The 26377-nt window shown below is 64.9% G+C and carries 14 protein-coding genes; 11 read left to right on the top strand and 3 right to left on the bottom strand.

What is annotated here, in order from left to right:
* Positions 1-80 precede the first annotated feature (80 nt).
* Positions 81-12029 carry a filamentous haemagglutinin family protein gene (locus XH92_RS29025; RefSeq protein WP_194455176.1) on the top strand — a complete coding sequence of 3983 codons (11949 nt, stop codon included), beginning with the start codon at positions 81-83 and terminating at the stop codon, positions 12027-12029.
* Here the strand turns inward: XH92_RS29025 and XH92_RS29020 are convergent.
* Positions 12026-12622: an ANTAR domain-containing response regulator gene (locus XH92_RS29020; protein ID WP_194455175.1), complete on the bottom strand. Its 597-nt coding sequence runs from the start codon at positions 12620-12622 to the stop codon at positions 12026-12028. The genes XH92_RS29025 and XH92_RS29020 overlap by 4 nt on opposite strands.
* On the bottom strand, positions 12619-13782 hold the full coding sequence (locus XH92_RS29015; protein WP_194455174.1) for a transporter substrate-binding domain-containing protein: 1164 nt from the start codon (positions 13780-13782) through the stop codon (positions 12619-12621). Before XH92_RS29015 ends, XH92_RS29020 begins: the two co-directional genes overlap by 4 nt.
* 422 nt (positions 13783-14204) lie before the next feature.
* On the opposite strand from XH92_RS29015, the gene XH92_RS29010 reads away from it, so the two are divergent.
* The 9 genes from XH92_RS29010 (at position 14205) to XH92_RS28970 (ending at position 23608) form a co-directional block, all read left to right on the top strand.
* Positions 14205-15605 (top strand): amidase, encoded by a 1401-nt coding sequence (locus XH92_RS29010; protein WP_194455173.1) that lies wholly within the window; start codon positions 14205-14207, stop codon positions 15603-15605.
* Between the two features lie 17 nt (positions 15606-15622).
* Positions 15623-16618 (top strand): acetamidase/formamidase family protein, encoded by a 996-nt coding sequence (locus tag XH92_RS29005; RefSeq protein ID WP_194455172.1) that lies wholly within the window; start codon positions 15623-15625, stop codon positions 16616-16618.
* Positions 16619-16677: 59 nt separating this feature from the next.
* A complete protein-coding gene (locus XH92_RS29000) occupies positions 16678-17859 on the top strand; it encodes an urea ABC transporter substrate-binding protein (RefSeq protein ID WP_194455171.1) in 1182 nt (393 codons plus the stop codon).
* Positions 17860-17986: 127 nt separating this feature from the next.
* A complete protein-coding gene (locus XH92_RS28995; protein WP_194455170.1) occupies positions 17987-18853 on the top strand; it encodes a branched-chain amino acid ABC transporter permease in 867 nt (288 codons plus the stop codon).
* Between the two features lie 13 nt (positions 18854-18866).
* Positions 18867-19940, top strand: coding sequence for a branched-chain amino acid ABC transporter permease (locus XH92_RS28990; RefSeq protein ID WP_194455169.1), 1074 nt, complete (start codon positions 18867-18869; stop codon positions 19938-19940).
* Between the two features lie 3 nt (positions 19941-19943).
* On the top strand, positions 19944-20663 hold the full coding sequence (locus XH92_RS28985) for an ABC transporter ATP-binding protein (protein WP_194455168.1): 720 nt from the start codon (positions 19944-19946) through the stop codon (positions 20661-20663).
* The gene (locus tag XH92_RS28980) at positions 20653-21363 is read left to right on the top strand and encodes an ABC transporter ATP-binding protein (RefSeq protein ID WP_194455167.1); all 711 of its coding nucleotides are present in this window, start codon (positions 20653-20655) and stop codon (positions 21361-21363) included. Before XH92_RS28985 ends, XH92_RS28980 begins: the two co-directional genes overlap by 11 nt.
* A gap of 63 nt (positions 21364-21426) precedes the next feature.
* Positions 21427-22188, top strand: a complete 762-nt coding sequence (locus XH92_RS28975) for an SDR family NAD(P)-dependent oxidoreductase (protein WP_194455166.1) — start codon at positions 21427-21429, stop codon at positions 22186-22188.
* Positions 22189-22204: 16 nt separating this feature from the next.
* The gene (locus XH92_RS28970; protein WP_194455165.1) at positions 22205-23608 is read left to right on the top strand and encodes an amidase; all 1404 of its coding nucleotides are present in this window, start codon (positions 22205-22207) and stop codon (positions 23606-23608) included.
* 31 nt (positions 23609-23639) lie between these two features.
* Here the strand turns inward: XH92_RS28970 and XH92_RS28965 are convergent, their stop codons facing one another.
* Positions 23640-24842, bottom strand: a complete 1203-nt coding sequence (locus XH92_RS28965) for a serine hydrolase (protein WP_194455164.1) — start codon at positions 24840-24842, stop codon at positions 23640-23642.
* Between the two features lie 223 nt (positions 24843-25065).
* Between XH92_RS28965 and XH92_RS28960 the strand changes: the two genes are divergently transcribed.
* Positions 25066-25740 (top strand): LuxR C-terminal-related transcriptional regulator, encoded by a 675-nt coding sequence (locus XH92_RS28960; protein WP_194455163.1) that lies wholly within the window; start codon positions 25066-25068, stop codon positions 25738-25740.
* Positions 25741-26377 lie beyond the last annotated feature (637 nt).

The raw sequence follows: 26377 nt of genomic DNA, 5'->3' as shown, positions 1-26377 counted from the left end.
TCACAGCCGCGAGGGTCTCGGTGCTGGCGCTGAGACGCGAAATGTTCGGCTGTCGTCGCCCGGCGCAAGAAAGCGATCCCATGGTTCCCCGCCTCTCCAGGTCTCTCACCCGCGCGACCGTTCGCACTGCAATGTTCGGCAGCGTCAGCGTCGTGGCACTTCTCGCCAATACGCCGGTGGTCGCGCGCCCGTTCGGATCGAGCTGGACGGTGTCACCGTCGGCCGCGGCGATGGCGGCTTCGCAGTCGGCGGCGCAGGACGCGGCGGCAGCAGCCAAGCAAGGCCAGGATGCGATGGCGCGGGCCACGCGCGCCATCCAGGCGATACAGGGCCTGCAGAACGCGGCGCGCAGCGCGGCGCAGGCTTCGCAGCGTTCGGTGACGCTGCCGCAGGTCGCAGTGCCCAACGGCCTTGCGCCCGGCGGCTTGCAGGTGGCGCCGGGATGGCAGGGCGCGAATACCCCGACGCAGGCGATCGATGCCACCGGTCAGACCCAGGTCGGCATCGCACAGACCAGGGCGCAAGCGATCCTCAACTGGAATTCATTCAATGTCGGCGCGCGCACCACGCTGACCTTCGATCAGCAAGGCCATGCGAACTGGGTGGCGCTCAATCGCGTCGTCGGCAGCGCGGTGCCGAGCCAGATCCTCGGCAATATCAGGGCCGACGGGTCGGTCTATGTGATCAATCAGAACGGCATCATCTTCGGCGGTGCGAGCCAGGTGAATGTCGGCTCGCTGATCGCCTCGACCGCCGGCATCACCGACACCCAGTTCCTCAGCAACGGCATCTACTCGCAGCAGGCAGGCGGCCAATATGTACCGAGCTTCACCGATGCCCGGGGGGCCGTGAGGGTCGAGCCTGGCGCGCTGATCTCGACCAACGCGCCGTCCTCGGTGACGCAGGGGGGCGGCTTCGTCCTGCTGATGGGAACCGAGGTCAGCAATGCCGGCTCGATCAGCGCACCGCGAGGTCAGGTGCAGCTCGCGGCCGGCAACGACTTTCTGTTGCGGCCCGGCTACAGCACGGACGCCAACCAGGCCTCGACCACGCGCGGCAACGAAATCTCGCCGATCGTGCGCGATGCGATCGCCGCCGTCGGCAACTCCGGCCTGATCTTCGCCCAGCAGGGCGACATCACGCTCGCGGGCCGCAGCATCACCCAGGACGGGGTACTGGTCGCGACAACGTCGGTCAACACCCGCGGCACCATCCATCTCCTGAACGCAGCCTCCGATGCCGCGGGCAGCATCACGCTCGCCGGCGGCAGCCTGACCGCGATCCTGCCGGAGCTCGACAGCAGCGACACCGCGCTCGACAGCCAGCGCAGTCAGTTGGTCGCCGACTCCAGGGCCTTCACCCATGCCCCGGTCGCCAACGCCCAGTTCGACAATCTTGCGCAGCTCGCCGACCGGCTCGACCAGGGACGGGTCGAGATCGTCAGCGGCGGCACCGTAACCTTCCAGGGCAGCTCGATCACGCAGGCGCAGGGCGGCCAGGTGGCGGTCAGCGCCGGCCGCCGCGTCTTCGCCGAGAGCGGATCGGTCATCGACGTCTCGGGCGTGCGCGGCGTGCTGCTGCCGATGTCGACCAACAATCTCCTGATCAACGTACAGGGCAACGAGCTGCGCGACTCGCCCGTCAATCGTGATCGGGACGGTCTGAAGAACACGGATGTCTGGATCGATGCGCGCGATCTCGTGCTGGTGCCGGCAGGTACCGGCGGCTATGCGACCGACCGCTATTATACGCCGGGCGGGCTGCTCGAGGTCTCCGGCTATCTCGCCAATACCGCCCACCGGATCGGCGAATGGGCCGCGGTGGGCGGCACCGTCACGCTGGCGGCGCAGGAAGTCGTCGCGCAAAAGGGGGCGGTGTTCGACGTCTCCGGCGGCTCGGTCAGCTATCAGGGCGGCTACATCCGCACCAGCAATTTCCTCGGCGCGGATGGCCGTCTCTACAATGTCGGGCAGGCACGTGCCGACATGCAGTTCTACGGCGTTGGCGGTGGTTTCATTCGCGAGCACAAGCTCGGCGGCAAGGTTGCGTCGAACCTGACCGAGGTCTGGATGAGCCCATTCGGCAAAGGCCGCGTGACGAGCCGCTGGGAGGACGGTTACACCATCGGCCGTGACGCCGGCTCGCTCGTCCTGTCCACGCCGACGTCGGTCTTCGAAGCCGATATCGTCGCTGATGTCGTCACCGGCTCCCGCCAGACGACGGCGCGGCCGGACGGCATCACCGACGGCTACAAATTGTCTCAGAATGTCGCGCCGCTCCAGGGCAAGCTCGCGCTCGGTGGCTATTCGGGGCTTGGCCTCACCGGTGCATCCGCCGCGCGGGTCGTTTTCGGCCGGACGCCCGAGATCACCGACGCGCTGAACGCCACGTCGGCCTTGCCCGACGATCGCATCGGGACTGCCTTCTTCAATTCGGACGCGCTCAATGCCGCCAGGCTGGGCGGTCTCAATGTTGCGAGCAGCAAGGACATACTCGTCGACGCGCCGCTCGAGCTTGCTCCGGGCGCGCAGGTGACCTTCGCAGCACCGCATGTCGAGATCGGTGCGAACGTCACGGCGCATGGCGGCAGCATGATGCTGGCCAATCTCATGCATGCCGTATTCGGCCAGGGCCAGAACGAGCAATGGTGGGCGCTGAACGATGCGAACGGCAAGTCGCAGGTCACGATCGGCCAGAATGTCACCGTCGATCTCAGCGGGTTGTGGAGCAACGAGCAGACCGGAACGGACGGATCCGGCCGGGCGCACCTGGATGGCGGCAACTTGATCGTTTCGACGACCGGCGGCATCACGCTGGCGAGCGGGTCGCTGATCGATGTGTCGTCGGGTGGTGCCATCCTGGCGAACGGCAAGACGCAGGGCGGCAAGGGCGGCAATGTCAGCCTCGTGGCCAATGACTATTCGCACCTGGCCTGGACGCAGTTCTTCACCAATCCGCTTGTCCTCGATGGCACCATTCGCGCCTATGGCTTCGGTGGCGGCGGCACGCTGACGCTGAACGCAGGCCAGGAGATCGTGATCGGGGAGGGCGTGGCCGATGCGCTGGTGCTCGATCCGGCGATCTTCCAGTCCGGCTTCACGGCCTACAACATCAGCAGCAACACGGGCATCGAGATCGGCGAAGGCGTGCGCATGGATGCCGAGGTGCCGGTCTATCGCTTCGCGCAGCGCAGCTTCACCACGCCGAGCGGGAGCCTCGTCACGGAGGCCGCCGACCTCTGGACGCCTCCCAAATTCACGATCAATTCGTTCGCGCATAGCGTGACACAGCGCGCCGGCGCCGATCTGACATTCTGGAGCCTGCATGATTTCACGCTGCCCAAGGGCGCGTCCATCGAGGTCGATCCGGGGCGTTCGGTGTCGATCTACGCCAATCGCCAGACCGTCATCGACGGTACGATCAAGGCGCCGGCCGGCAATATCCTGATCACGAGCCTGCAGGACGCCACCGGCGACACCCGTTACAATTCCGGTTACGGCGAGTTTGGCCTGACCCGTTCATTCTGGATCGGCGGCGACGCGGTGCTGGATGTTTCTGCGCGCGACGCGGTCGGGCGTGACGAGCGCGGAATCTCCTATGCCGCCGTGCCGGACGGCGGCACGATCCGGATCGGTGGTACCGGCGCGCTGGACCCCAAATATCCCGTCGTCAGCGATGCCTTCGTGATCGTTCGCCCGGGCGCGCTGATCGACGCGTCGGGTACCTCCGCGGTGGTCGATGTCCAGAGCGGCAACGGCTATCTCCCGACGCTTGCCGCGAGCGATGGCGGGACGATCTCGCTCTATTCCAGCTTCGGCATGGCGCTCGACGGCACCTTGCGCGCGGCATCAGGCGGCAGCGGCGCGTCCGGCGGCGCGCTGAACCTGACGATGTCGTGGCGCGGCTACATCGTCGGGCAGCCCAACTCCAGTTCGCCCTATGCCAGCAGCGAACTGCCTCCGGAGTTCCAGAGGTCGCGCGATATCACGCTGGTGCAAAACGCGACGGGCAGCGGTCTCGCTGCCGACCTGTCGCCCGGTCAGGCCGATCCGGCGCTGCAATTCGGGCGGACGGTGATTGGCGTCAACCAGGTCGCGAAGGGCGGCTTCGGCTCGCTCGCGCTCTACACGCGCGATCTTCTCGTCTTTGACGGCAATGTGGATCTCAGCCTGTCGCGCAGTCTTCGGGTGTCGAGCGGCGTCATCGCATCGGCGTCGGACACGCCAAACAGCACGATCCGTCTGTCGGCGCCCTATGTCCGGCTTGATGGCGTCTACAATGCCGAAGATGCGCAGACCGCGGTCGGCTATTCGCCCGGGATCAACAATCTTCGTGTCCGGAATCCGGCGGCGGGCGGAAGTTTCACGGTCGCAGGCGACCTGATCGACGTCTACGGCCCCGTCCAGTTCGGAGCCACCGGCGATCAGGGCAGCGGAGCCGCGGATCTCGGAGCCGGTCGTCCGATCAGCCTTCCATTCGACGCTCGTGGTTTTCATCAGGTCGCACTGCAGAGCAGCGGCGATATCCGGTTCGGCACCGGCGGGCTCGATGTCGAGAATCTCGCGCTGACCGCGGACCAGATCTATCCCTTGAGCGGCGCAGTCGCCGTCATCAAGGTTGGGCTTCGTCCGAGCGGGACTTTTTCCGCCTATGATCCCGACGCGGATCTCATCATTCGCCGCAATGACGACGCAACGCCGGCGGTCCCGGCTTCGGTGTTTGGCGATCTGGTTTTTGTCGCCGCCAACATCGACCAGGGCGGCGTTGTACGTGCGCCGTTGGGGCGCATCTGGTTCAATAATTATACTGGTATCGTTGTCAACAATGCGCCTGCCAATGCGCGCGTCACCTTCCGCAGCGGCAGCATCACCTCAGCGAGCGCGGCCGGCTTGGTCATGCCGTTTGGCGGGACCTCTGATGGCATCGCCTATCAGGGCGCGGACGGTACGCTGCGCAATCTGGCAGCTGCGTCTTATGACGACCACGCGAGCAACGTCTTGATTGCAGCCGGTATCTCGATCAACGCCGCATCGGTCATTGGTGAGGCCGGAGCCGTGCTCGATCTCACAGGCGGCGGCACACTCACTGGCGCTGGCTTCATCTCCGGCCGTGGCGGCTCGGTCGACGTGCTGAAGACAGCGCTCGTCAATGCCAATCCGGTCAACAGCTACAGCGCCGCCGGCAACAAGGTCTATGCGATCGTACCGGGTTCCGCGGTCGACTACGCGCCGGTGATCGCAACCAATGGTGCCGGCGATCCCGTGATCGGCCAGCAGATCACGCTCCCCTCCGGCGTGCCGGGAGTGCCGGCGGGCACCTACACGCTACTGCCTTCGAGCTATGCGCTGGTGCCCGGTGGCTATCGCGTCGAGCTCGGCGCGACCGGAACGACTGTGATGCCCCCAGTGACTGCCGGCAATGGCTCCGTCGTCACATCGGGCTTTCTCGGCGTCGCCAATACCGCAATCAAGGATACGCTGCCGACACGCGTCATCCTGACCTCCGGCCAGACCACGCGGCTTTATTCGCAATACAACGAGACCAGCTATGCCGACTTCGAGCGCACGCAGGCGGCCACGTTCGGCGGCTTCCGGCCGCGTTTGCCGGCGGACGGCAAGGTCCTTCAAATCAGTCTTCTGCCGCCGCTCGACGCCGGCAAATCACTGTCCTTTGCCGGCGCAGCATTGTTCGATGGCGCCAAGGACGGCATCGACGGCACGTTGATCATCAAGCCGTCGAGCGCCGCATCGGGGCCCGCCGTGCTCGACATCACGGCGCCGGGGGCCGTGCCGATCGCCGGGCACACGTCGGTATCGAGCGACGACATCAACGCCTTCAGGGCGCCGACGCTCATGCTGGGCGGCACGAGCACTTTCTTTTCCGAAGGTCCCGGCGATGGCGCCAAGATCTATTTCAGCGGGGTCTCAACCGCGGCCATCAACCTGCTCGATGGCGCCAGCATCCGCGCGGGCCAGGTGTTCCTGGTCGGCAACGCCGTCAACATGGCGGGCGGCGCGACCATCGATACGCGTGGGCTGAAAAACGCCGCCGTCGATTCGACGCTCGGTTATGTCTATTCCAACATCGCGCCCTATTCGACGGCCACGCCCGACGGCAGCCCGGCCGTGCTCGCGGTCGCCAATGGCTGGTTCCAGTTCCTGAACGCCGTTGGACCGGGCAAGATCAACATCGCGAGCGGCGCTTCGCTGCTCACCGACGGCAGCATCGTCCTGGCCGGGCCGGGCGGGCTCACCATGGGCGACGTCAATTTCGCCGCGCGCTATCTCAATGTGACGCAGGAGCGGGTCAATGTCGGCACCGAGGCCGCGCTTGCTGCGGCGCAGGCTGCAGGCCAACTGCCATCGGGATGGAACCTGACCCAGGCGGTGCTCGACAAGCTGCTGCGGCCGTCGACGACCGTAGGGAGTCCGGCGCTCGAACAACTCGTCATCACAGCGAGCGGCTCCTTCAATCTGATCGGCAACATCGACCTGGATGCCACGCGCGAGGGTGGCTCCTCGTCCGATCCTCTCAAATTCGTCCTCAATACACCGGCCGTCTATGGCCTTGGCGCGGCCGGCGAGACCGCGAGCATCACCGCCGATACGCTGATCTGGAACGGCATCCGCAGCGGCAGCGGCTCCACGTCCAGCCCCTATGGCAGCCAGGCGCCCGCTGTCGTTCTGCCGGGCGGGCCCGGCACGGGATCGGGGCATCTCGACATCACGGCCAACGAGATCCTGTTCGGCTACGACGCTGCGCACAGCAGGCCGACCGACGGCGCAACGCTGAACCGTCTCATCCTCGGTTTCTCTGATGTCACGCTGACGGCGGCGAAACGCATCACCGCGAGCAGCGATGGCACGCTGAAGGTAGGACTCAGCCAGGATGGTAGCGGCGCCCTGCAGGGCGGCGCGCTCATCATCGCGACCTCGCTGATCACGGCAAGCGGTGGGGCCAAGCTCGATGTCAGCGCGGGCGCGGCCTTGCAGCTGGTCACGCCGTCCGGAAGCGCTCCCGCCGATACGCGCGGCGTGACGGATATCGGCGGCACGCTGTCCTTCACCGGCGACAGCGTGTTGGTCGGCACCGCGTTCGCGCTGCCTTCGGGCAAGCTGACGCTCAATGCGACGCACGACGTCGTGCTTGGCGGAAGCGCGATGATCGACCTGTCGGGCCGGAGCATCGCCTTCTTCGACGTCACCAAGTTCAGCTGGGGCGGCGATCTCATCATGAGTTCCTCGAACGGCAATATCGTCCAGAACGCGGGCTCGGTGATCGACGTCTCCGCGGTGAACAACGCCGCGGGCTCGATTTCGGCCAAGGCGATCGACGCCGCGCATGGGCAGGTCGCGTTCGACGGCACGCTGAAGGGATATTCGACCGGTGATTACGACAGCGGCCAGTTCACGGTCGCGGCGCAGAATTTCGGCGATTTCGCCGCGTTGAATGCCAGGCTCAACGACGCCGGGTTCTTCAGCGCGCGCAGCTTTGATCTCCGGCAGGGCAGCCTTGTCGTCGGCGACGGCGTCAAGGCGCGCACCGTGACGATCGCAGTCGACCAGGGCAGCCTCACGGTCGTTGGCAGGATCGACGCGAGCGGGGCCAGGCCCGGCACCATCCGCCTGTCGGCGCGCGACGATCTCACGCTTACGGCAAATGCCGTGCTCGATGTTCACGGCAATGTGCTGCAGACCGACAGCTACGGCGCGCCGATCGAGGCCAACAACACCGCGCATGTCGAGCTCACCACGACACGCGGCACCATGACGCTGGCCGCGGGTGCGACCATCGACATGAGCTCGCCGGACGGCGTGGCGCGCGGCAAGCTGGAGCTCGACGCGCCGCGCCGCGGCGGCACCGGCGGGGACGGCGCCGGCGCCAACGATATCGCGATCGACGCGCGCGGCTCGCTCAACATCCGCGGCGCGAGCAGTATTGCGTTGAACGGCTTCCGCACCTACGACCTGCCGGGCGGCAGCATCATCGATCAGGCCTATCTCGACGGCCTGCACGGCGACAGCACGGCGTTCATCAATGCAGCGCTCCAGAACGGCGATTTGCGCAACCGTCTTGCCGGTCTCGCTGCCTTCGGCTCGGCCTTCCACATGCGACCCGGCGTTGCGATCACGTCGAGCGGTGATCTCTCGACCAAGGGCGATCTGGATCTCTCGAGCTATCGCTACGGGCCGAATGCCAATCCGGCCGTGCTCGGCTCGGGTGAGCCGGGCGCGCTCGTCGTCCGCGCCGCCAACGATCTCAAAATCAACGGCAGCATCAATGACGGTTTCGCGCCGCCGTCGGCATCACCCGATGCGGTGACCGTGATTGCCTCCGGCACCTTGTCGGACGCCTACACGGTCAAAACGGGCGGTGTGGTCCTCGGTGCCGGCTCGACGATTTCGAGCAATGGCTCCATCAACATGGAGCTTAACCTCGTCGGCGGAAGTGTCGAACGAAGCCCGGACGCCGCAAATCCGCTTCCCGTCGCGATCAAATTGACGGAGGACTTCACGGTGAGGGGACCCCCCACGCCAGTAAGGAAGGTGAATGGCGGGCGTATCATCACGCCGGACCAGACTTTCAACCCCGGTGATACGATCCCCGTTGGAACGGTGTTTCCGGCCGGCACTGTATTCGAAAAAGGTCTCTATTTCACCGGGCGGGTCTTCATTAATACATTCAACAGTCTGGCGCTTGAGCCTGTTAAGCTGCCGGCGGGGACCAGCCTTGTCCTGTTCGGCGGATACACGTTCACGGCCGATACGCCGCTTCCCAAGGGCACGGTGCTGCCGGCCGGCATGACGAACGTCAATCTGACCGGACCGGGCGATCGCCAGATCTGGGCGACTTCGCCAATGCTCGATCCGGGAATGCAATCCTGGTCGATGCGGCTCGTTGGCGGCGCCGATCTCGCCAGCGCCGACAGCCGCGCACTGCTGACAGTCGATACGCTCGCCGGTTCGGGCAACGTGGTGTTGAACGATCCATACAGCGTCACGATCAACAAGCCGTCCACGCCGGGCGTCAGTGTCGTGCGTACCGGTACGGGTAATCTCGAAATTCTCGCCGGCGGCAACTATGATCAGCAGTCGCCGTTCGGCGTCTATACCGCAGGCACCGCGATCAGGGCGACCGGGACCGCGGAGAATGATCCCTACAATGTCGACCGCGCGACATCGGCCGACGGCACGGTGCTCGGATCGGCCAATGCCGGCTACGAAGCAACGCTCGGCTCGCAGCGGATGTACTACCCCGAACATGGCGGCGATTTCCTGCTGGTGGCGCAGGGCGACGTCAGCGGCACGCTGACGAAGGGAGCGACCCAGATCGGGTCCTGGCTATGGGGCCAGGGCGGCTCGGAGATCGGTCAGCGGACCGCATGGGGCATCAACTTCGGCAGCTATACGCTCGATCAAGTCCGTGACCCCAGCATCTTGTCTTTGGGACTGTCGGCGTTCTCCGGCCTCGGCACGCTCGGCGGCGGCAATGTGACCTTGCAGGCCGGCGGCACGATCGGCGACGCGGGCCGGGGTCTGGTCATTGCCGTCGGCGGCAGCGGTCGCGTGATGGCCGATGGCAGCCTGGTGCAGACCGGCGGCGGCACAATGTCGGTGACGGCCAGTGCTGTCGGCACCGGCGGCAATCAGTTCGTCAATCTGCGCGGTGCGATGGATGTCGCGACAGGGGATTTCGGCAGCCTCATCGCAACCAACGACCGCAATGCCAGTGGAGTGGATCCGCGGCCGATCAACCCGCTGACCTCCTATTCGGTGACCAAGCTCGCCGGCGGCGATTTCGCTCCGGGCGACAGCGTGATCAACATTCGTGCGCGCGGGGACCTGGCTGCGGGAACCATCCTCGATCCGGGCCGTGTCGGCCTCACCAACCTGACGGACGCCAACAACGGCAGCGCGGCCGGCGCCGGCGTGAGCTGGTTCACGCTGTGGACGGGGGCAACCGCCGTCAACGAGTTCGCCGCGGGCGGTTCGCTCGCGCCGGGAGCCGCTTCCGCGTACTTCCGGTTCCTGCCATCGACCATGCGCGCGGTCGCCGCCAACGGCAGCATCTACAATCCCGGCGACGGGACGCTGCTGCCGTCGGAGGACGGCGTGCTCGAGGTGCTGGCGCAAGGCTCGATCTTTGGCGACACGATCTTGATGGGTCCGTCAATGGCGCCGCCGTCGGCTCTGGCGACCCCGTTCCAGCCCGGCTGGGCAATCCTGAACGGTCGAGTTGGACTGACCGTCGCGGCTTCCAATTATTGGGGCGGCAATGCAGTAAGCGATAGCTCCAGCGGACAGCCCGTCTACGGCTACGACACGGGCGGATATCCCTTCGTCTTTGATGCAAACACGGTGAAGGACAGGGCGGTATCGTACGACGGCAATCTGTCGCGCATCTATGCGGTGAACGGCGATATCACCGGAATCACCTACGGACAAATCACGACGGTGCTCGGCGTCAACGCCAGCAACGCCTACTATCAGGCAGGCGGACCGCTGCGGATGCTTGCGGGCGGTGACATCGTCAACACCAAGGGCCTGATCCTCCACAACGACCCCAACGATGTGTCGACCATCGCGGCTGGCGGCAGCGTCATCTACGCCGGCTGGCCTGGGGTCGATTCGGCAGCGAACAGAGGCTGGGCGATCGCCGGACCGGGCACCTTCGAAATCACGGCGGCCAAGAACATCTACCAGGGATCGACGGCTACGGTCGAAAGCATCGGCGCCGTGGTCGCCGGCGACAGCCGGCCGGGCGCAAGTGTCGTCATGCAGGCCGGTGCCGGCGCGGGTGAAGTCGGTGTCGGCCAGGTCGACTGGACCGGCTTTGCCAGGCTCTATCTCGATCCGGACAATCTCGCCGCGGTCGGGCCGCTCGCCGATCAGCACGGCAAGGTGGCGAAGACCTATGGCGACGAGCTCTATGCCTGGCTGACGGAGCGCTTCGGCTATAGCGGGGCGAAGGCCGATGCGCTCGGCTACTTCCTTCCGCTGCCGGGCGAGCAGCAACGCATCTTCCTGCGGCAAGTCTACTACGCCGAGCTGACCGCGGGCGGGCGCGAATACACCGATACGAACGGTCCGCGCGCCGGCTCCTATCTGCGCGGGCGCGAGGCGATCGCGGCGTTGTTCCCGAACCCGTCCGCCTACGATGGCGATATCACGATCTTCACGGCGGCATCCGGCGCGGGCGTGAACTACGCCATTCGAAGCGGCTTCGTTCACACCGATTTCGGCGGCGACATCCAGTTCCTCACGCCGGGCGGCGGCGTCACGATCGGCACCGAAGGGCTGCTGCCGGGCGCCGACGCCGGCCTGATCACGCAAGGCGCGGGCAACATCCAGATCTATTCGCAGAACAGCGTGCTGATGGGCCTGTCGCGCATCATGACGACGTTCGGCGGCAATATCGTCATTTGGTCGGCGGAGGGCGACATCAACGCCGGCCGCGGCGCCAAGACCACCGTGATCTACACGCCGCCGAAGCGCGCTTACGACAACTACGGCGACATCACGATATCGCCGGTGACGCCCTCCAGCGGCGCCGGCATCGCGACGCTGCAGCCGATTCCGGAGGTAACGCGGGGAACGGTCGATCTGATTGCACCGCTCGGCACCGTCGATGCGGGCGAAGCCGGCATCCGCGCGTCGAGCTTCGTCAACATCGCAGCCCTGCATATCGTCAACGCCGCCAACATTCAGGCGCAGGGTGGCGTCATCGGCGTGCCGCAGGTCCAGGCACCAAACATGGGCGCCCTGAGCGAGGCCTCGAACACGGCAGGCGCTGCCGCCAAGCAGGCCGCCGTGCCGCCGCCGAACACCAACGAGCAGCCCTCGGTCATCATCGTCGAAGTGCTCGGTTACGGCGGGGGTGACGGCAGCGATGATCAAAAGCGGCGCGGCAACGACAAGCAAAGCCAATACGACCCGAACAGCGCCTTCCAGTTGATCGGCGATGGCCAGTTGACCGCGGAGCAGATGAAGAAGCTGACGCCGGAGGAGCGCCGTCAGGTGGTGAACTAGAGCGCTTTAGCTCGTTGCGCAGGCAGGGAGCCCTTGGCCGTGATCTCGGCCGAGAGCTCCTCGATGGTCTTGCGCTGTTCCATGGCAGCCCGCCGGATCAGCGCAAAGGCGGCCGGCTCGGCCAGCGCATGCGTGTGCATGACCTGAAGGACCGCGGCGAGCACGACGCGGCGCGATCGGAGACGCTGTTCGAGCTTCACCACCTGTTGCTTCAGCTCGCTGGTTCGTTCGCTTCGTTCGAAGGCCAGCACGAGCGCGGCATAGATGCCGGCCGAGCGCAGCGGCTTGACCAGGAACGAGGCCGGATCGAGGTCGAGCACCAGCTTAAGCCGGCTCGGCGTCTCGGTGCCGAGCAGGGCGATGACCGGACTTCGTCCAAGCGACGCGCGTTGCGCAGCCGAGGTAAGCGGAAGGAAGTCGTCGTCGATCAACGTCACATCCGGCCGGCAGTCGATGTTGGCGCCGGGCTCCCATGTGACGATGTCGATCCCGAGACGCTCGAACTGGCGCCTGACGATGGTGGCGTCGCGCTCGTCCCTGATGGCGACGAGCGCCTTGCGTCCGCGCAGCGAAAATGACGACGGCTTGCTCATTTTACAACCCGCAAATGCGGCGCATTCGGCGACGTTCCATCCCTTGCCGGGCTGGCGGCGATGTCGAGCTGCGTCAGATAGGGATCCGGCTTAACCGGAGCTTCAGCTTCCCAGAAGATGTCAAACTGTCCTTCGGCATTGGAGACGGCGAGCCTCGGCGTCAGGACGCAGTGGTTGTTGCTGCCGTCGATCCAGACCGGACCTTGCGGCGAATTGTAGCGATGGCCGGCTGCGGCGCGGCGCACCTCGCCGATATCGGACGTGCCGGCGCGCTGCAGCGCGCGGGCCAAAAGATAGACCGCGACATAGGCGGATTGCCCGTCCACCGACGGGATGCTGTGGTCGCCGTGACGCGCCTTCCAGCGCGCGACGAAGGCCTGGTTCTCGGGCAGGCGGATGCTCTCGAAATAAGCCGACGACGTGATGCAGCCGGCCGAGGCGGGACCTGCGATCTTGAGCTCGGGCTCGCACAGGCTGCAGCTCAGCATCGGGATGTCGAGACCCGCAGCAAGGGTCGCGGCATGGAAGGCGCGGATGAAATCATAGCTCGAGCTGCCGACCAGCGTGTTGAACACCACCGGCGGGCGGCGCCGCACGATCTCATCGACGATGTGCGTGACCGCGCTCTCGCCGAGCTCGAGCAGGCGTTCGGCGAGAATGCGTCCCCGCGCCGCCGTCACCAGCTCGCGGGTGACCCGGTTGGTTTCCCAGGTCCAGACATAGTTGGAGCCGACGCAGAATATCTCCCGCGACAGATTGTCGAGCACGTAGCGCACCAGCGGCAGCACGTTGTGATTGGGCGAGGCGCCGACATAGATGACGTTGTCGGAGCATTCGAAGCCCTCGTAGCGGGCCGGATACCAGAGCAGGCGGTCGGTGCGCTCGACGATCGGGAGCACCTGCTTGCGCGAGGCCGAAGTGTAGCAGCCGATGATGTGCTCGACCCCGACATTGCGAATGAGGTCGTCGCAGACCGTATGGTATTCCGAAATGATTCCGCGGGGATCGCGGACATGCGCCGATATCGCGAAGTCGAACTCGTCCTGCTCGTTGATCTCGTCGACCGCCATCATGGCGCTCTTCAGGATCTCGCGCCCCATGGCCTGATAGGGCCCGTGCTGCGAGCAGATGATGCCAACGGGAATGGACGGCTTTGTCATCGACGAACTTTCAGTGCAACGCGCGAAGGAAATCATCTTCGCAGAGGTCGGTGCAAGAGGTCATGCCGATTTGCTGCGCATGCACCTAGCGAAATTTGTGCACCCCGCCTCGTTGACAACGCGCTGCACTCCTCCTTAGAGTTTTCTCCTACAGGGCTTCCTGTCGAACCTTGCGTGCGTCGATTTGGCCGATGACGTCCCGGTCGCCGCGCAGAGTGCTCCGTTCGATCCAGAGCCCCACGCGATAGTTCATAGCCGCGGCATTTGGGCCATTCGTCACCTTCGTTTTGGAGGGGCGGGTGGCTTTTTGCTTTTGCCGCCAAACAAATTGGCGACACGTCCGTGTCGCCAAGCCGGAGGCGCATGCGCGGTGATGGGCAGTGCCTGCGCTTGCGTCGTGCCAAGTGCGGGGATGAGAAGCGATGCCGACGACGGAACTTCACTATCTCGGGCTCATTGAGGTCGGGCGGCAAATCCAGGCCAGGAAACTCTCGCCGGTCGAGGTGACCAAAGCGATGCTCGGCCGGATCGAGCAGCTCGACGGCAAGCTCAAGAGTTACGCGTATGTGATGGGCGACGCAGCGCTTTCCGAAGCTGCGGCCGCCGAAAAGGAGATTGCGTCCGGCAAGATCAAGGGGCCGCTGCACGGCGTGCCGATCGCGGTCAAGGATTTGTGCTGGGCCAAGGGCGCGCCGGCCGCGCATGGCATGACCATCCACCGTGATTTCCGGCCGAGCGAGGATGCCACGGTCGTTGCGCGGCTCAAGGATGCCGGCGCGATCATTCTCGGCAAGCTGCAGCAGACCGAGGGCGCCTATGCCGATCATCACCCGAAGATCGATCCGCCGAAGAATCCGTGGAATGCCGATCTGTGGTCCGGCGCGTCGTCGAGCGGTTCCGGCGTCGCCACCGCGGCGGGACTCTGCTTCGGTTCGCTTGGAACCGACACCGGCGGCTCGATCTGCTTTCCGTCGGCGGCCAACGGCATCACCGGGCTGAAGCCGACCTGGGGGCGCGTCAGCCGTTACGGCGCATTCGAGCTCGCCGCAACGCTGGATCACATCGGGCCAATGGCGCGCAGCGCGGCCGATTGCGGGGTGATCCTCGGCGTGATCGCGGGGCAGGATCCCAAGGACACCACGTCGGTACCGCTAGCCGTGCCGGACTATCTCGCCGGCCTGACCGGAGATTTGCGCGGTGTGACGATCGGGGTCGATCGGCGCTGGACCAGCGAGGGCACCGATGAGGCGGCCGGCAAGGTGCTCAGCGAAGGTCTGCGTGTTGCCGCTGATCTCGGCGCGACGATCAAGGAGATCACGTTCGCCGATCCGAAGGCGGTGATCGAGGACTGGTTCCCACTGTGCGGCATCGAGGTGGCGGTCGCCCACGAAGAAACCTATCCCGCGCGCAAGGATGAATACGGTCCCGCGCTCGCCGGTTTGCTCGATCTCGGCCGGGCGCAGTCCGGCATGGACTATCAGAAGATCGTGCTGCGGCGCGAAGCCTTTCGCGGCGCCGTGCGGCTGCTGTTCGAGACGGTCGATCTCATCGCAGTTCCAGCTCAGGCGTTCGCTGCGCCGACATTGGCCAAGATGGCGGCGCTGGGCGAGGACCCGTCGCTGATCACGGGGCTGCTGCGCTTCACCTGTCCGTTCGACATGACCGGCAGCCCGACCGTGACGCTTCCCGGCGGCTTCGCGCCAAACGGCGGTCCGGTCGCCTTCCAGTTCGTTGGCCGTCATTTCGACGAGGCAAGTCTCGTCCGCGCTGGCGATGCCTTCCAGCGCGTCACCGACTGGCACAAGCGCCACCCCGCGATCTGAGTTGAGGAGCCGTTCGCATGACCGAAGACTGGTTGAATAGTTCCATCATGGCCAAGCGAGCCGTCGCAAAAGGTGCGACCGGCACGACCCATAGTCTGACGATCGAGCAGCAGGGCGGATTCCATTACGTCTATGGACCCTATGCCAAGCCGACCCTGTCGATCGATCCCGGCGGGGTCGTCGTCGTCGAGACCGAAGATGCCTTCGGCGGCGTGCTCACCAGCGAAAGCGACAGCCCCACGGCGAAACTGAACTTCCCCTATCTGAACCCGCAATGCGGGCCGATCGCGGTCAAGGGCGCCAAGAAGGGCGATTGCCTCGCCGTCTATATCCGCGACGTCGAGACCCGCGGCGCGCAGCCGGCAGGCACCACCTGCATCATTCCGGAATTCGGCGGCCTGGTCGGGACCGCATCCACGGCGCTGCTCAATCCGCCGCTGCCGGAACGCGTCAAGAAGCTGCATGTCGACCGCAACGGCGTGCGCTGGAACGACAAGATCACGCTGCCCTACGAGCCGTTCATCGGCACGATCGGCGTCTCGCCCGAGATCGAGGCGATCTCCTCGCTGCAGCCCGACTATCACGGCGGCAACATGGACCTGCCCGACGTGGCGCCCGGTGCGATCATCTATTTTCCGGTCCACGCCGAGGGCGGGCTGCTTTATGTCGGCGATTGCCACGCCACGCAGGGCGACGGCGAGCTCTCGGGCGTCGCGCTCGAACAGCGCGCCACCGTGACGCTGCAGATCGATCTGATCAAGAACTGGAGCTTCGCCTGGCCGCGGCTCGAGACGCGAGACTTCATCATGACGATCGGCAGCGCGCGGCCGCTCGAAGACGCGGCGCGGATCGCCTATCGCGAACTGGTGCGCTGGATGAGCGCCGATTACGGCTTCGATGAGATCGATGCCTACATGCTGCTCAGCCAGGCCGGCCGGATGCGGCTCGGCAACATGGTCGACCCCAAATACACGATGGGGGCGTCGATCTTGAAGAACTACCTCAAGGCGTGAATTCAAAACATCCTTCAACGACAGAGGACATCGCGATGTATTCGGGGCGTATAGTCGGAATGGCTTTGCTTGGTGCAATGCTCGGGACCGCGGCAATTGGCGCTGCCCAGGCGGCAGAACCGCCGCTAAAGGTCGGCCTGCTGGAGGACGTCTCCGGCGACCTCGCGTTCATGGGTATGCCGAAGCTGCACGGCTCGCAGCTCGCGGTCGAGGAGATCAACAAGAGCGGCGGCATTCTCGGACGCCAGATCGAGCTGATTCACCTTGATCCCCAAGGTGACAATGCCCGCTACCAGGAGTTCGGCCGGCGGCTGCTCAATCGCGACAAGGTCGATGTGCTGATCGGCGGCATCACCTCGGCCTCGCGCGAGGCATTGCGCCCGATCGTCGATCGCACCACCACGCCATATTTCTATACGAACCAGTATGAAGGCGGCGTCTGCGATGCCTCCATGGTCAGCATGGGCGCGGTGCCGGAGCAGCAGTTCTCGACGCTGATCCCCTGGATGGTCCAGAAGTTCGGCAAGAAGGTCTACGTGATCGCCGCCGACTACAATTTCGGCCAGATCTCCGCGGAGTGGAACCGCAAGATCATGAAGGACCTCGGCGGCGAGGTCGTCGGCGAGGAGTTCATCCCGCTCGGCGTGTCGCAATTCGCGCAGACGATCCAGAACATCCAGAAGGCGAAGCCGGATTGGCTGCTGACGATCAACGTCGGCGCCGCCCAGGACTCGTTCTTCGAGCAGGCCGCCGCGGCCAACCTCAATCTGCCGATGGGGTCCTCGATCAAGGTCATGCTCGGCTTCGAGCACAAGCGGTTCAAGCCGCCGGCGCTCAACAACATGCATGCGACCGCCAACTGGTTCGAGGAGATCGATACGCCCGAAGCCAACGACTTCAAGAAGCGCTGGCACGCCAAATTCCCCGACGAACTCTACATCAACGACATGGGCTACAACGCCTATAACGCGCTCTACATGTACAAGGCGCTGGTCGAGAAGGCCAAGTCGACCAAGCTCGAGGACATGCGCAAGGTGATCGCGACCGGCGATGCCTGCATCGACGCTCCCGAGGGCAAGGTCTGCATCGACCCGAAGAGCCAGCACACGTCGCACCGCATGCGTCTGATCTCGGTCGGGCCCAAGCATGAGGTGACCGTCGAGAAGGACTACGGGACGATTCAGCCGTACTGGCTCGGCGAGATCGGCTGCGACCTCACCAAGAAGAACGACAAGGATTAGTACACGCCGAGCCATCTGCCCAGCAAATCGTGATGCGCGCGGGCACGAATCTTGCTCGTATTTTGCATCTCGAACTTGAAGCGAACCGGCGCCGCAATGATGCGGCGCCGTGATCACGGAGAGCGGAATGTCGGCTGAACTCTTCTCGGTATTCTATCAGTTCGCCGACGTCTTCGCGTTCCTGATCCTGTCCGCGGCGGGCCTTGCCATCGTGTTCGGCATGATGGGCGTCATCAACATGGCGCATGGCGAGTTCATCATGTGCGGGGCCTATGTGACCGTAGGTCTCGTGAATCTCGGCGTGCCGCTGCCGATCGCCCAGATCCTGGCTGCCCTGACCGCGGGGATCATCGGCATGATCGTCGAGCTCCTGATCGTGCGCCGCTTCTACAAGCGTCCGCTCGACTCGCTGCTTGCCACCTGGGGCCTCAGCCTGATCGTGACGCAGTCGATGCTGCTGATCATCGGCTCCGCGGTGCGCGGCATCGGTACGCCGGAAGGAAGTTTTGCGATCGGGGGCTACACGTTCTCGACTTACCGCCTGGTGCTGTTCGTCTGCGCGGTCGCTGTTCTTGGCGGGCTCTACATCATCTTCATGAAGACACGCTTCGGCGTGATCGCGCGGGCGACGATGCAGAACGCCGCGATGGCGAAGGCGCTCGGCGCGCGCACCGGGCGCATCTATTCCATCAGCTTCGGGATCGGCACGGCGCTCGCGGGGCTCTGCGGTGCGCTTTACGCGCCGACCATGACGCTGATCCCGACCATGGGCGCGACCTTCGTGGTCGAGAGCTTTGTCACCGTGGTGATCGGCGGCGCCAATGTTCTGCTCGGAACCGCGCCGGCCGCGGTATTCCTGGCGATGATCCGGATGGCGCTGAATGCGAGCTATGGTCAGATCATCGGGCAGATCGGCATGCTGTTTGCCGTGATCCTGATCATACGTGTGCTGCCTGAGGGGCTATCCAGCGTGTTGGTTCGTCGTGGGCGCTAGACAGGAAGTTCCGATGTTGAAGCTGCTCGACGGTCCGCAGACGCTCGGACGCGGAAAGATCTTCTGGTCCTGCTTCCTCGCCGTGCTGGCGGGTGCGCTGATCTATCCGCTGTTCGCCGACTCCTATGACGTTGGCAATTTCGCCTACTTCCTGATCTGGATCTTCATGGCGCTCGGGCTCTGCCTGATGTGGGGCTACGGCGGCATGCTGTCGTTCGGCCAGACCTTCTTCTTCGGGATCGCCGGCTACGGCTACGGCGTGCTCGCCATCAACATGGGCGGGGGGACGGCGACCATTGCCGCGCTGGTGCTCTCGGTCGTCATCGCCATGATTGCGGCGGGAATCCTCGGCTACTTCATGATCTGGGGCGGCATCAGCGGGATTTTCTTCGGCATCGTGACGCTGTCGGCGACGCTCGTCCTTGCCTTCTTCCTCGGGCAGACCGCCGGCCCTGAATGGCATATCGGTCCGGCACGGCTGAACGGCTTCAACGGCATGAAGGGAATGGACCCGCTCACCGTCGGCGACTTCGATATCGAGGGATCGGCGCTCTATTACCTCATGATCGCGCTAATCGTGATCGTCTACGTCGCGCTGCGCATGCTGGTGAATTCGAGCGTCGGCAATGTGATCGTGGCGACCCGGGAAAATCCGCAGCGCGCCGAGATGCTCGGCTACGACGTCCGCAAATATCAGCTCCTGACATTCGTGATCGGCAGCGGCCTCGCGGGCCTCAGCGGCGCGCTATATACGTCCTGGGGGCAGTTCATCACGCCGTCCAGCATTGGTCTGCCGGCGGCGGCGATGCCGATCGTGTGGGTGGCTTTTTCAGGACGCAACGACCTGACTGCGACCCTGGTCGGATCGTTCCTGCTGCTGTTCGGATTCCAGACCATCACGGTGTACAGCCAACAGGCGGCTCTGGTACTGATGGGCGTGCTGCTGCTCGCCACCGTGATGCTGGCGCCGCAGGGCTTTGTGCTCGGCATCGGCAAGCTCGTCGTCGACTGGTGGACCAGGCGAGGCCGGCGCGACGAGGCTCCCGCGCTGGCGGATGCCAGCCGTCTGCAATCGGATGAGACCTGAGCCATGGCGCTGGTCGATGTGAAAGGCGTCTCGAAGCGTTTCGGTGGCTTGACCGCCGTCTCCGACGTCGACCTGACGGTCAATGCCGGCGAGGTGCATTGCCTGATCGGGCCCAACGGGGCCGGGAAGAGCACGCTGTTCAAGCTGATCGTCGGCCTCTATCCGCCGACCACCGGCACCATCTTCTTCGACTCCATCGATATCACCGCCGAACGTCCTTACGCGCGGGTGCAGCGCGGCATGAGCATCAAGATGCAGGCGCCGAGCGTGTTCAAGGAACTGCCGGTGCGGCAGAACATCCAGATCGCGCTGCAGGAGCGGCTTTCGGGCGCGGAATGCCGGGCCGAGGAGGAGCGGCTGCTGGCGCTGCTCAATCTGGCCGAGGACTCCGGCAAGCTCGCCGGTGCGCTGTCGCACGGCCAGCAGCAATGGCTCGAGATCGGGATGGCGCTGGCGTTGCAGCCGCAGTTGCTGCTGCTAGACGAGCCGACCGCCGGCATGTCGCCGGAGGAGACCTACAAGACCGGCGAACTGATCAAGTCGTTCAATGCCGAGGGCATGACGGTTCTTGTCGTCGAGCACGACATGGCGTTCGTGCGTCAGGTCGCTCAGCGCGTCACCGTGCTGCATCTTGGTAAAATCTTCGCGCGCGGGAGCCTCGAGTCCATTCTGGAAGACGAGAAGGTCGCGGAAATCTACCTGGGTAAGACCCATGCCCACTGATCGCATCCTGGACGTGTCGGGACTTTGGGCGGGCTACGGCGCGACGCCGATCCTGCAGGGCGTCAGCATGCAGGTGACGCGCGGCGAGATCGTCGGCGTGATCGGTCGCAATGGCGTCGGCAAGTCGACCCTGATGCGGTGCCTGATCGGGCTGTTGCAGACCTGGCGCGGCACCATCACATTCATGGAGCAGGACGTCACGCAGCTCGAGGCCGATGCGCGGGCGCGCGCCGGTTTCGGCTACATCCCGCAGGGCCGCGACGTGTTTCCGCAGATGACCGTCGAGGAGAATCTGCAGGTCGGCGAACTGATCGGCGGACCCGACGGAACGAAGCTGCCGGAACTGGTCTACGCGTATTTCCCGCGCCTGAAGGAGCGTCGTCGGCAGATCGCCGGCACCATGTCGGGCGGCGAGCAGCAGCAGCTTGCGATCGGCCGGGCGCTGATAGGAAATCCGTCCCTGATGATCCTCGACGAGCCGTCCGAAGGCATCCAGCCCTCGATCGTGCAGCACATTTGCGAGGCGCTGAAGTCGTTCCGGACCGAGCTTGGCACGACGATCATCATCGTCGAGCAGAACCTCGACACGATTCTTGCCGTCGCCCAGCGCTGCTACATCATGGAGAAGGGCAAGATCACCCGGACGCTGGCCGGCGCGGAGGTCAACGAGGAGAATGTTCGCGCGCAGCTGTTGCTGTGATCGGCCGTGCCGCGTGGCGAGGAAATGCGCGTTCCATAATCGATAACAACGGAGGGAATGGACATGGATCTGGGACTCAAGGGAGCAAGGGTTCTCGTCACCGGCAGCACCAAGGGGATCGGCCGGGCGATCGCTGATACGTTCGCGGCCGAAGGTGCCAATGTCGGCATCTGCGCGCGCAATCAGGCGGATGTCGACACTGCGGTAGCCGCCATCAAGGCCAAGGGCGTTGCGGCGTTCGGAGGTGCAGTCGACGTCTCGAACGGACCGGGGCTGAAGGCCTGGGTGGCCGACATGGCGTCCAAGCTCGGCGGCATCGACGTCGTGGTCGCCAATGTCAGCGCGCTGTCGATCGGGCAGGATGAAGAGAGCTGGGAAAAGGAATTCGCCACCGACATGATGGGGACGGTGCGGCTCGTCAACGCGGCGATGCCCTATCTCGAGAAGAGCGCGGCGGCGGCGATCGTCACCATCTCCAGCGTCTCGGGGCGCGAGGTCGATTTTGCCAGCGGTCCCTACGGGACGTTCAAGGCCGCGATCATCCACTACACGCAGGGCCTTGCCTACCAGCTCGCGGCCAAGGGCATCCGGGCCAATTCGGTGTCGCCGGGCAACACCTATTTCGAGGGCGGCGTCTGGAACATGATCAAGGACGGCAATCCCGAACTGTACAAATCCGCGCTGGCGCTCAACCCGACCGGACGCATGGGCACGCCGCAGGAGATGGCGAACGCCGCGGTGTTCCTTGCGAGCAAGGCGGCGAGTTTCATCACGGGGACCAACCTCGTCGTGGACGGCGCCTTGACGCGCGGCGTCCAGTTCTAGCCGGGGCCGCAAAGACATGTCAGAGGATCCCTTGCACTACAAGTCCATCACCGAGATCTCCGGGCTCATTCGCCGCGGCGAGCTGAAGGCCACCGAGATCACGGAGGCGATCCTCGGCCGGATCGCGAAGCTCGATGGGCAGTTCCATGGCTACGCGCTCGTCCTTGCGGAGCGGGCGATGGCCCGGGCCAAGCAGCGCGATGCGGAGACCGCCAAGGGCATCTGGCGCGGCCCGCTGCATGGCGTCCCGATCGGACTGAAGGACCTCTGCTACACGTCGTTTGCGCCGACCGCCGGCGGCACGACGATCCACGCCAAATTCGTGCCGACCTTCAATGCCACCATCGTGGACCGGCTCGAGCTCGCCGGCGCGGTGACGCTCGGCAAGCTCAAGATGACGGAGGGGGCCTATACCAGCCACCATCCGGCCGTTCAGGCGCCGCTCAATCCGTGGAATGTGAACTACTGGGTTGGCTCATCGTCGACCGGATCGGGCGTCGCGACCTCGGCGGGGCTCTGCTACGGCTCGATCGGCAGCGACACCGGCGGCTCGATCAGGTTTCCGTCGGCGACCTGCGGCTTGACCGGGATCAAGCCGACCTGGGGCCGCGTCAGCCGGCACGGCATCTTCCCGCTGGCGGACTCGCTCGATCACGTCGGGCCGATGTGCCGCAGCGCTGCCGATGCCGGAGCAATGCTCGGCGTCATCGCGGGTGCGGATGCCAACGATCCAACCGCCTTGCGGGCGCCGGTGCCGAACTATCTTGCCGGCGCAGGCGAGAGCATCCGGGGCCTGCGGATCGGCGTCGATCGCAGGTACACCCAGGAGGGTATCGATCGGCAGGTCGTCGCCGCTTTGGTGCAAGCCGAGCGCACGCTCGCCGATCTCGGCGCCGAGATCCGCGAGATGCATTTCCCGCCCTATCAGAAGCTCGTCAGCCAGTGGATTGCGATGTGCTCGGTGGAGACGGCGGAGGCGCATCTGGACACCTACCCGTCGCGCAAGGCCGAATATGGCCCGGACCTCGCGCAGCTGATCGAGCAGGGCAGGGCGACGAGTGGTGTCGACATCGCCGCGATCCATCACGAGCGCCTGAAATTCAGTGGCAGCCTCGCCGCCATGTTCGAGGATATCGATCTGCTGCTGATCCCGACGATGCCGGTGCCGATCCCGACGCTGACCAAGATGAGCGAGTATGGCGCCGACCCCAACGTCCTCCTGAACATCCTGCGCTTCACGGCGGTGTTCGACTTCTCGGGCAGCCCGACCATCACGCTGCCGATGGGGATGGCCTCGGACCAGATGCCGCTCAGCATGCAGCTGGTCGGCCCGCATCTGTCCGAGGATGTGCTGGTTCGCGCCGGCGCCGCATTCCAGTCGGTGACGGACTGGCATACGCGGCGGCCGCCGATCGAATGATGCGTCGTCGTTGACGCTCCATCGCAAGGCGTCAAGCCTTGCCGCTGAGCCTCGCCGCGATCGCGCGGTAGCCCCGCATCCACATGTGATCGAGATCGAGATCCATCGGGAGCGGCTGCGAGGAGACGCGCGCGATCACGGTCTCGCTCGTCGGATCGATGTAGATCCATTGGCCGTGGATGCCGACCGCCGCGAACGGCGTTTCGCCGCGGTCGAGCGTGTACCACTTGTTGCGATAGTTGCCGTTCGGAAACACTTTCGTCAGGTCGCCGCGCGACCATGCCTCGGCATTGCCGTTCTGCCTGATGTCGTCGACCCACCAGCTTGGCACGACCTGCCGTCCGTTGCTGATGCCGTGATTGCGCATCATCTCGCCGAAACGGGCGAGATCGCGCAGTGTAGCGCAGATGCCGCCGGCGACGCGTGCCGCGCCGCGCGAGTCGACGGTGATGTAGGCGTCGTGCTCGGCGCCCATCGGCTGCCACAGATAGTGCGAGAGGATCTTCGCATAGGACATGCCGCAGGCACGCTCATAGACCCAGCCGAGCACGTCGGTGTTGGTCGAGACGTAGTGGAAGACTTGACCATGCGGCGCGCCGTTCGGCCGCAGCGTGCGCAGATAGTCGCGCAGGTTGCTGGGCGGAATGCTCGGATCCGGCGGCTCCCAGCCGGTCGAGCGCCGGTAGTTCATGATGTCGCCGTCGCGCGCCATGTAGTCCTCGTCGAAGCGGATGCCGACGCTCATGTCGAGCAGATGCCGCACCGTGCAGCTGCCGCCATAGACCGATCCTTCCATCTCCGGGATGTAGCGCGTCACCGGAGCGTCGGGATCGAGCTTGCCGTGATCCGCCAAGATGCCGCCGAGCGTTCCGGCGACCGACTTGCTGACCGAGAAGATCAAATGCGGGCTGTCCGGTGCCAGGCCGTGGGCGTACCATTCGAACGCGACCTGTCCGCGATGCGACACGACGATGCCGTCGGTGTGGCTTGCGCGCAGCGCCTGGCCGACGCCGACCGTCTCGCCGCGCGGGTCAGCGAAGCTGACGTCGTCGAGATAGCGCGGCGCAAAGGACAGCGGCGCCGGCACTGCGGCGCGTGCGATGTTGGCGGTGGGCAGCAGTTCGCGGACATTGCGAAATGCCCACTCGTTGACGGGATGCTGCCGCCAGTTGGCGAGCGTAACCTGTTCCTCGGCCGCCGACGGGAAGGCGGCCATGATGCGACGCGAATTCATTCTTGATCCAGCAATGAGTTGGGAGACCTGCGAGAGTTCCGTATCCGCCGCCCCGCCTGCAATCAACCGGATGGTGGAGGGGGGCATTGGGTTACTCCGGCGTAACCGTTTCCAGGATGGGCGCTTGGCCCGCAAATTGCTTGACTACGCCCTGCGTCTGCCCCAGCGTGACAACCATGCGACGCACAGACGTTCGCCATCGGGAAACATCGGGAGGTAGGTCATGATCGCGCTTCTGGGCCGACCGGATCCGGCGACCACGCAGGCCATTCAGTTCGCTCGCGGGATTCTCGAGGGATCGGCGACCGCGTTCTACGAGGTCGACGGCAATCTGACCCTCAACCGCTTCGTGCTCTCTAGCAACGTCCCGCCGAGTTTCCACGACCGGTATCTTGCCGGCATGAACCGGCTCGATCCGTTGCATCCGCGCTCCGCGAGCAACCGGCCAATTGCCCGGCTGAGCGTCGCCCTCGACCAATGCGCGTCCCAGGAGGCGGCGACCTACCGCGCGTTCGCCGGCCAATGTGGCGTCGCCGACATGATCGAGTTCTTCTTCCGCCGCAACGACCGGATCGTGGCCGGAATGAGCGTGCTCTGGGCGCCGGGCTGCGCGATTCCCGACAGCAGCATGCACATCGCCGAGAAGATCCACGACTATCTCGAGTTCAACCTGACCAGTCGCCTGTCGTCGAACGCCGACGAGCCGGCGCGCTACGGGCTGACCTCGCGCGAGATGGAAGTGGTCGAGCTCTTGTGCTGCGGTCGCACCAACCGCGAGATCGGCGAGTGCCTCAATATCGGTCTTGCGACAGTGAAGACGCATCTGATCCATATCTTCGAGAAACTCGGCGTCGAGACCCGCTCCGCCGTCGTGGCGCTGATGTCGCGACCGCATTAGGGCACGGGCGGTAGATTGCGAGTCCGCAGCTCTTTCCACGCGTCGTCACTGCGAAAGCAGGGACCCATACTCCGCCGCGGATGTTGCGAGCGGGATTCTTCGTTCCACCATGCGCGACCATGACCATCTGTGGTTATGGGTCCCTGCTTTCGCAGGAACGACACGGAATCTGTTGCGCGGCCGGTGAGTCACACATCCGCATTCTCGCAACATGATCTGCCCGAGCCTTGCTTTTGATGACGAGGGATTGACACGTTTTTGCTGAGTTGCCGGTCGGGGCAGTCTGTCGCATCCCCAATTGGGCGGGACCGTCGCTCCGTGGGCCGAAGCGGCGATCCCTGATCGCGCGATGTGCATGGTCGGGGTGTGGGGTTGACGTCGGCCAATCCGCACGACTGGGGACATCATAAATAGGCAAATGCACGCGGCAATTGCCATTCGGAACTAGCCCAGAGCAACAGATCTAACGGCAAGCAGATCCGGCGGCGCAAAAGTAGTAGCGCGGCGCAGCAATTTCGATTCCTGGTCGATGAGGTTCAGGAAAGGGGCGTAACGTCAGAGGTGGAGGCTGGCCGCTACAACCTCCAAAGCCGCCGTTAGCCCCAGCTCACCCCCTGAGCCGGGCGCGCTCTGGAGC

The organism is Bradyrhizobium sp. CCBAU 53421 (assembly GCF_015291625.1).
Taxonomy (GTDB): Bacteria; Pseudomonadota; Alphaproteobacteria; order Rhizobiales; family Xanthobacteraceae; genus Bradyrhizobium.
This window is presented reverse-complemented; position numbering and strand designations above follow the sequence as displayed.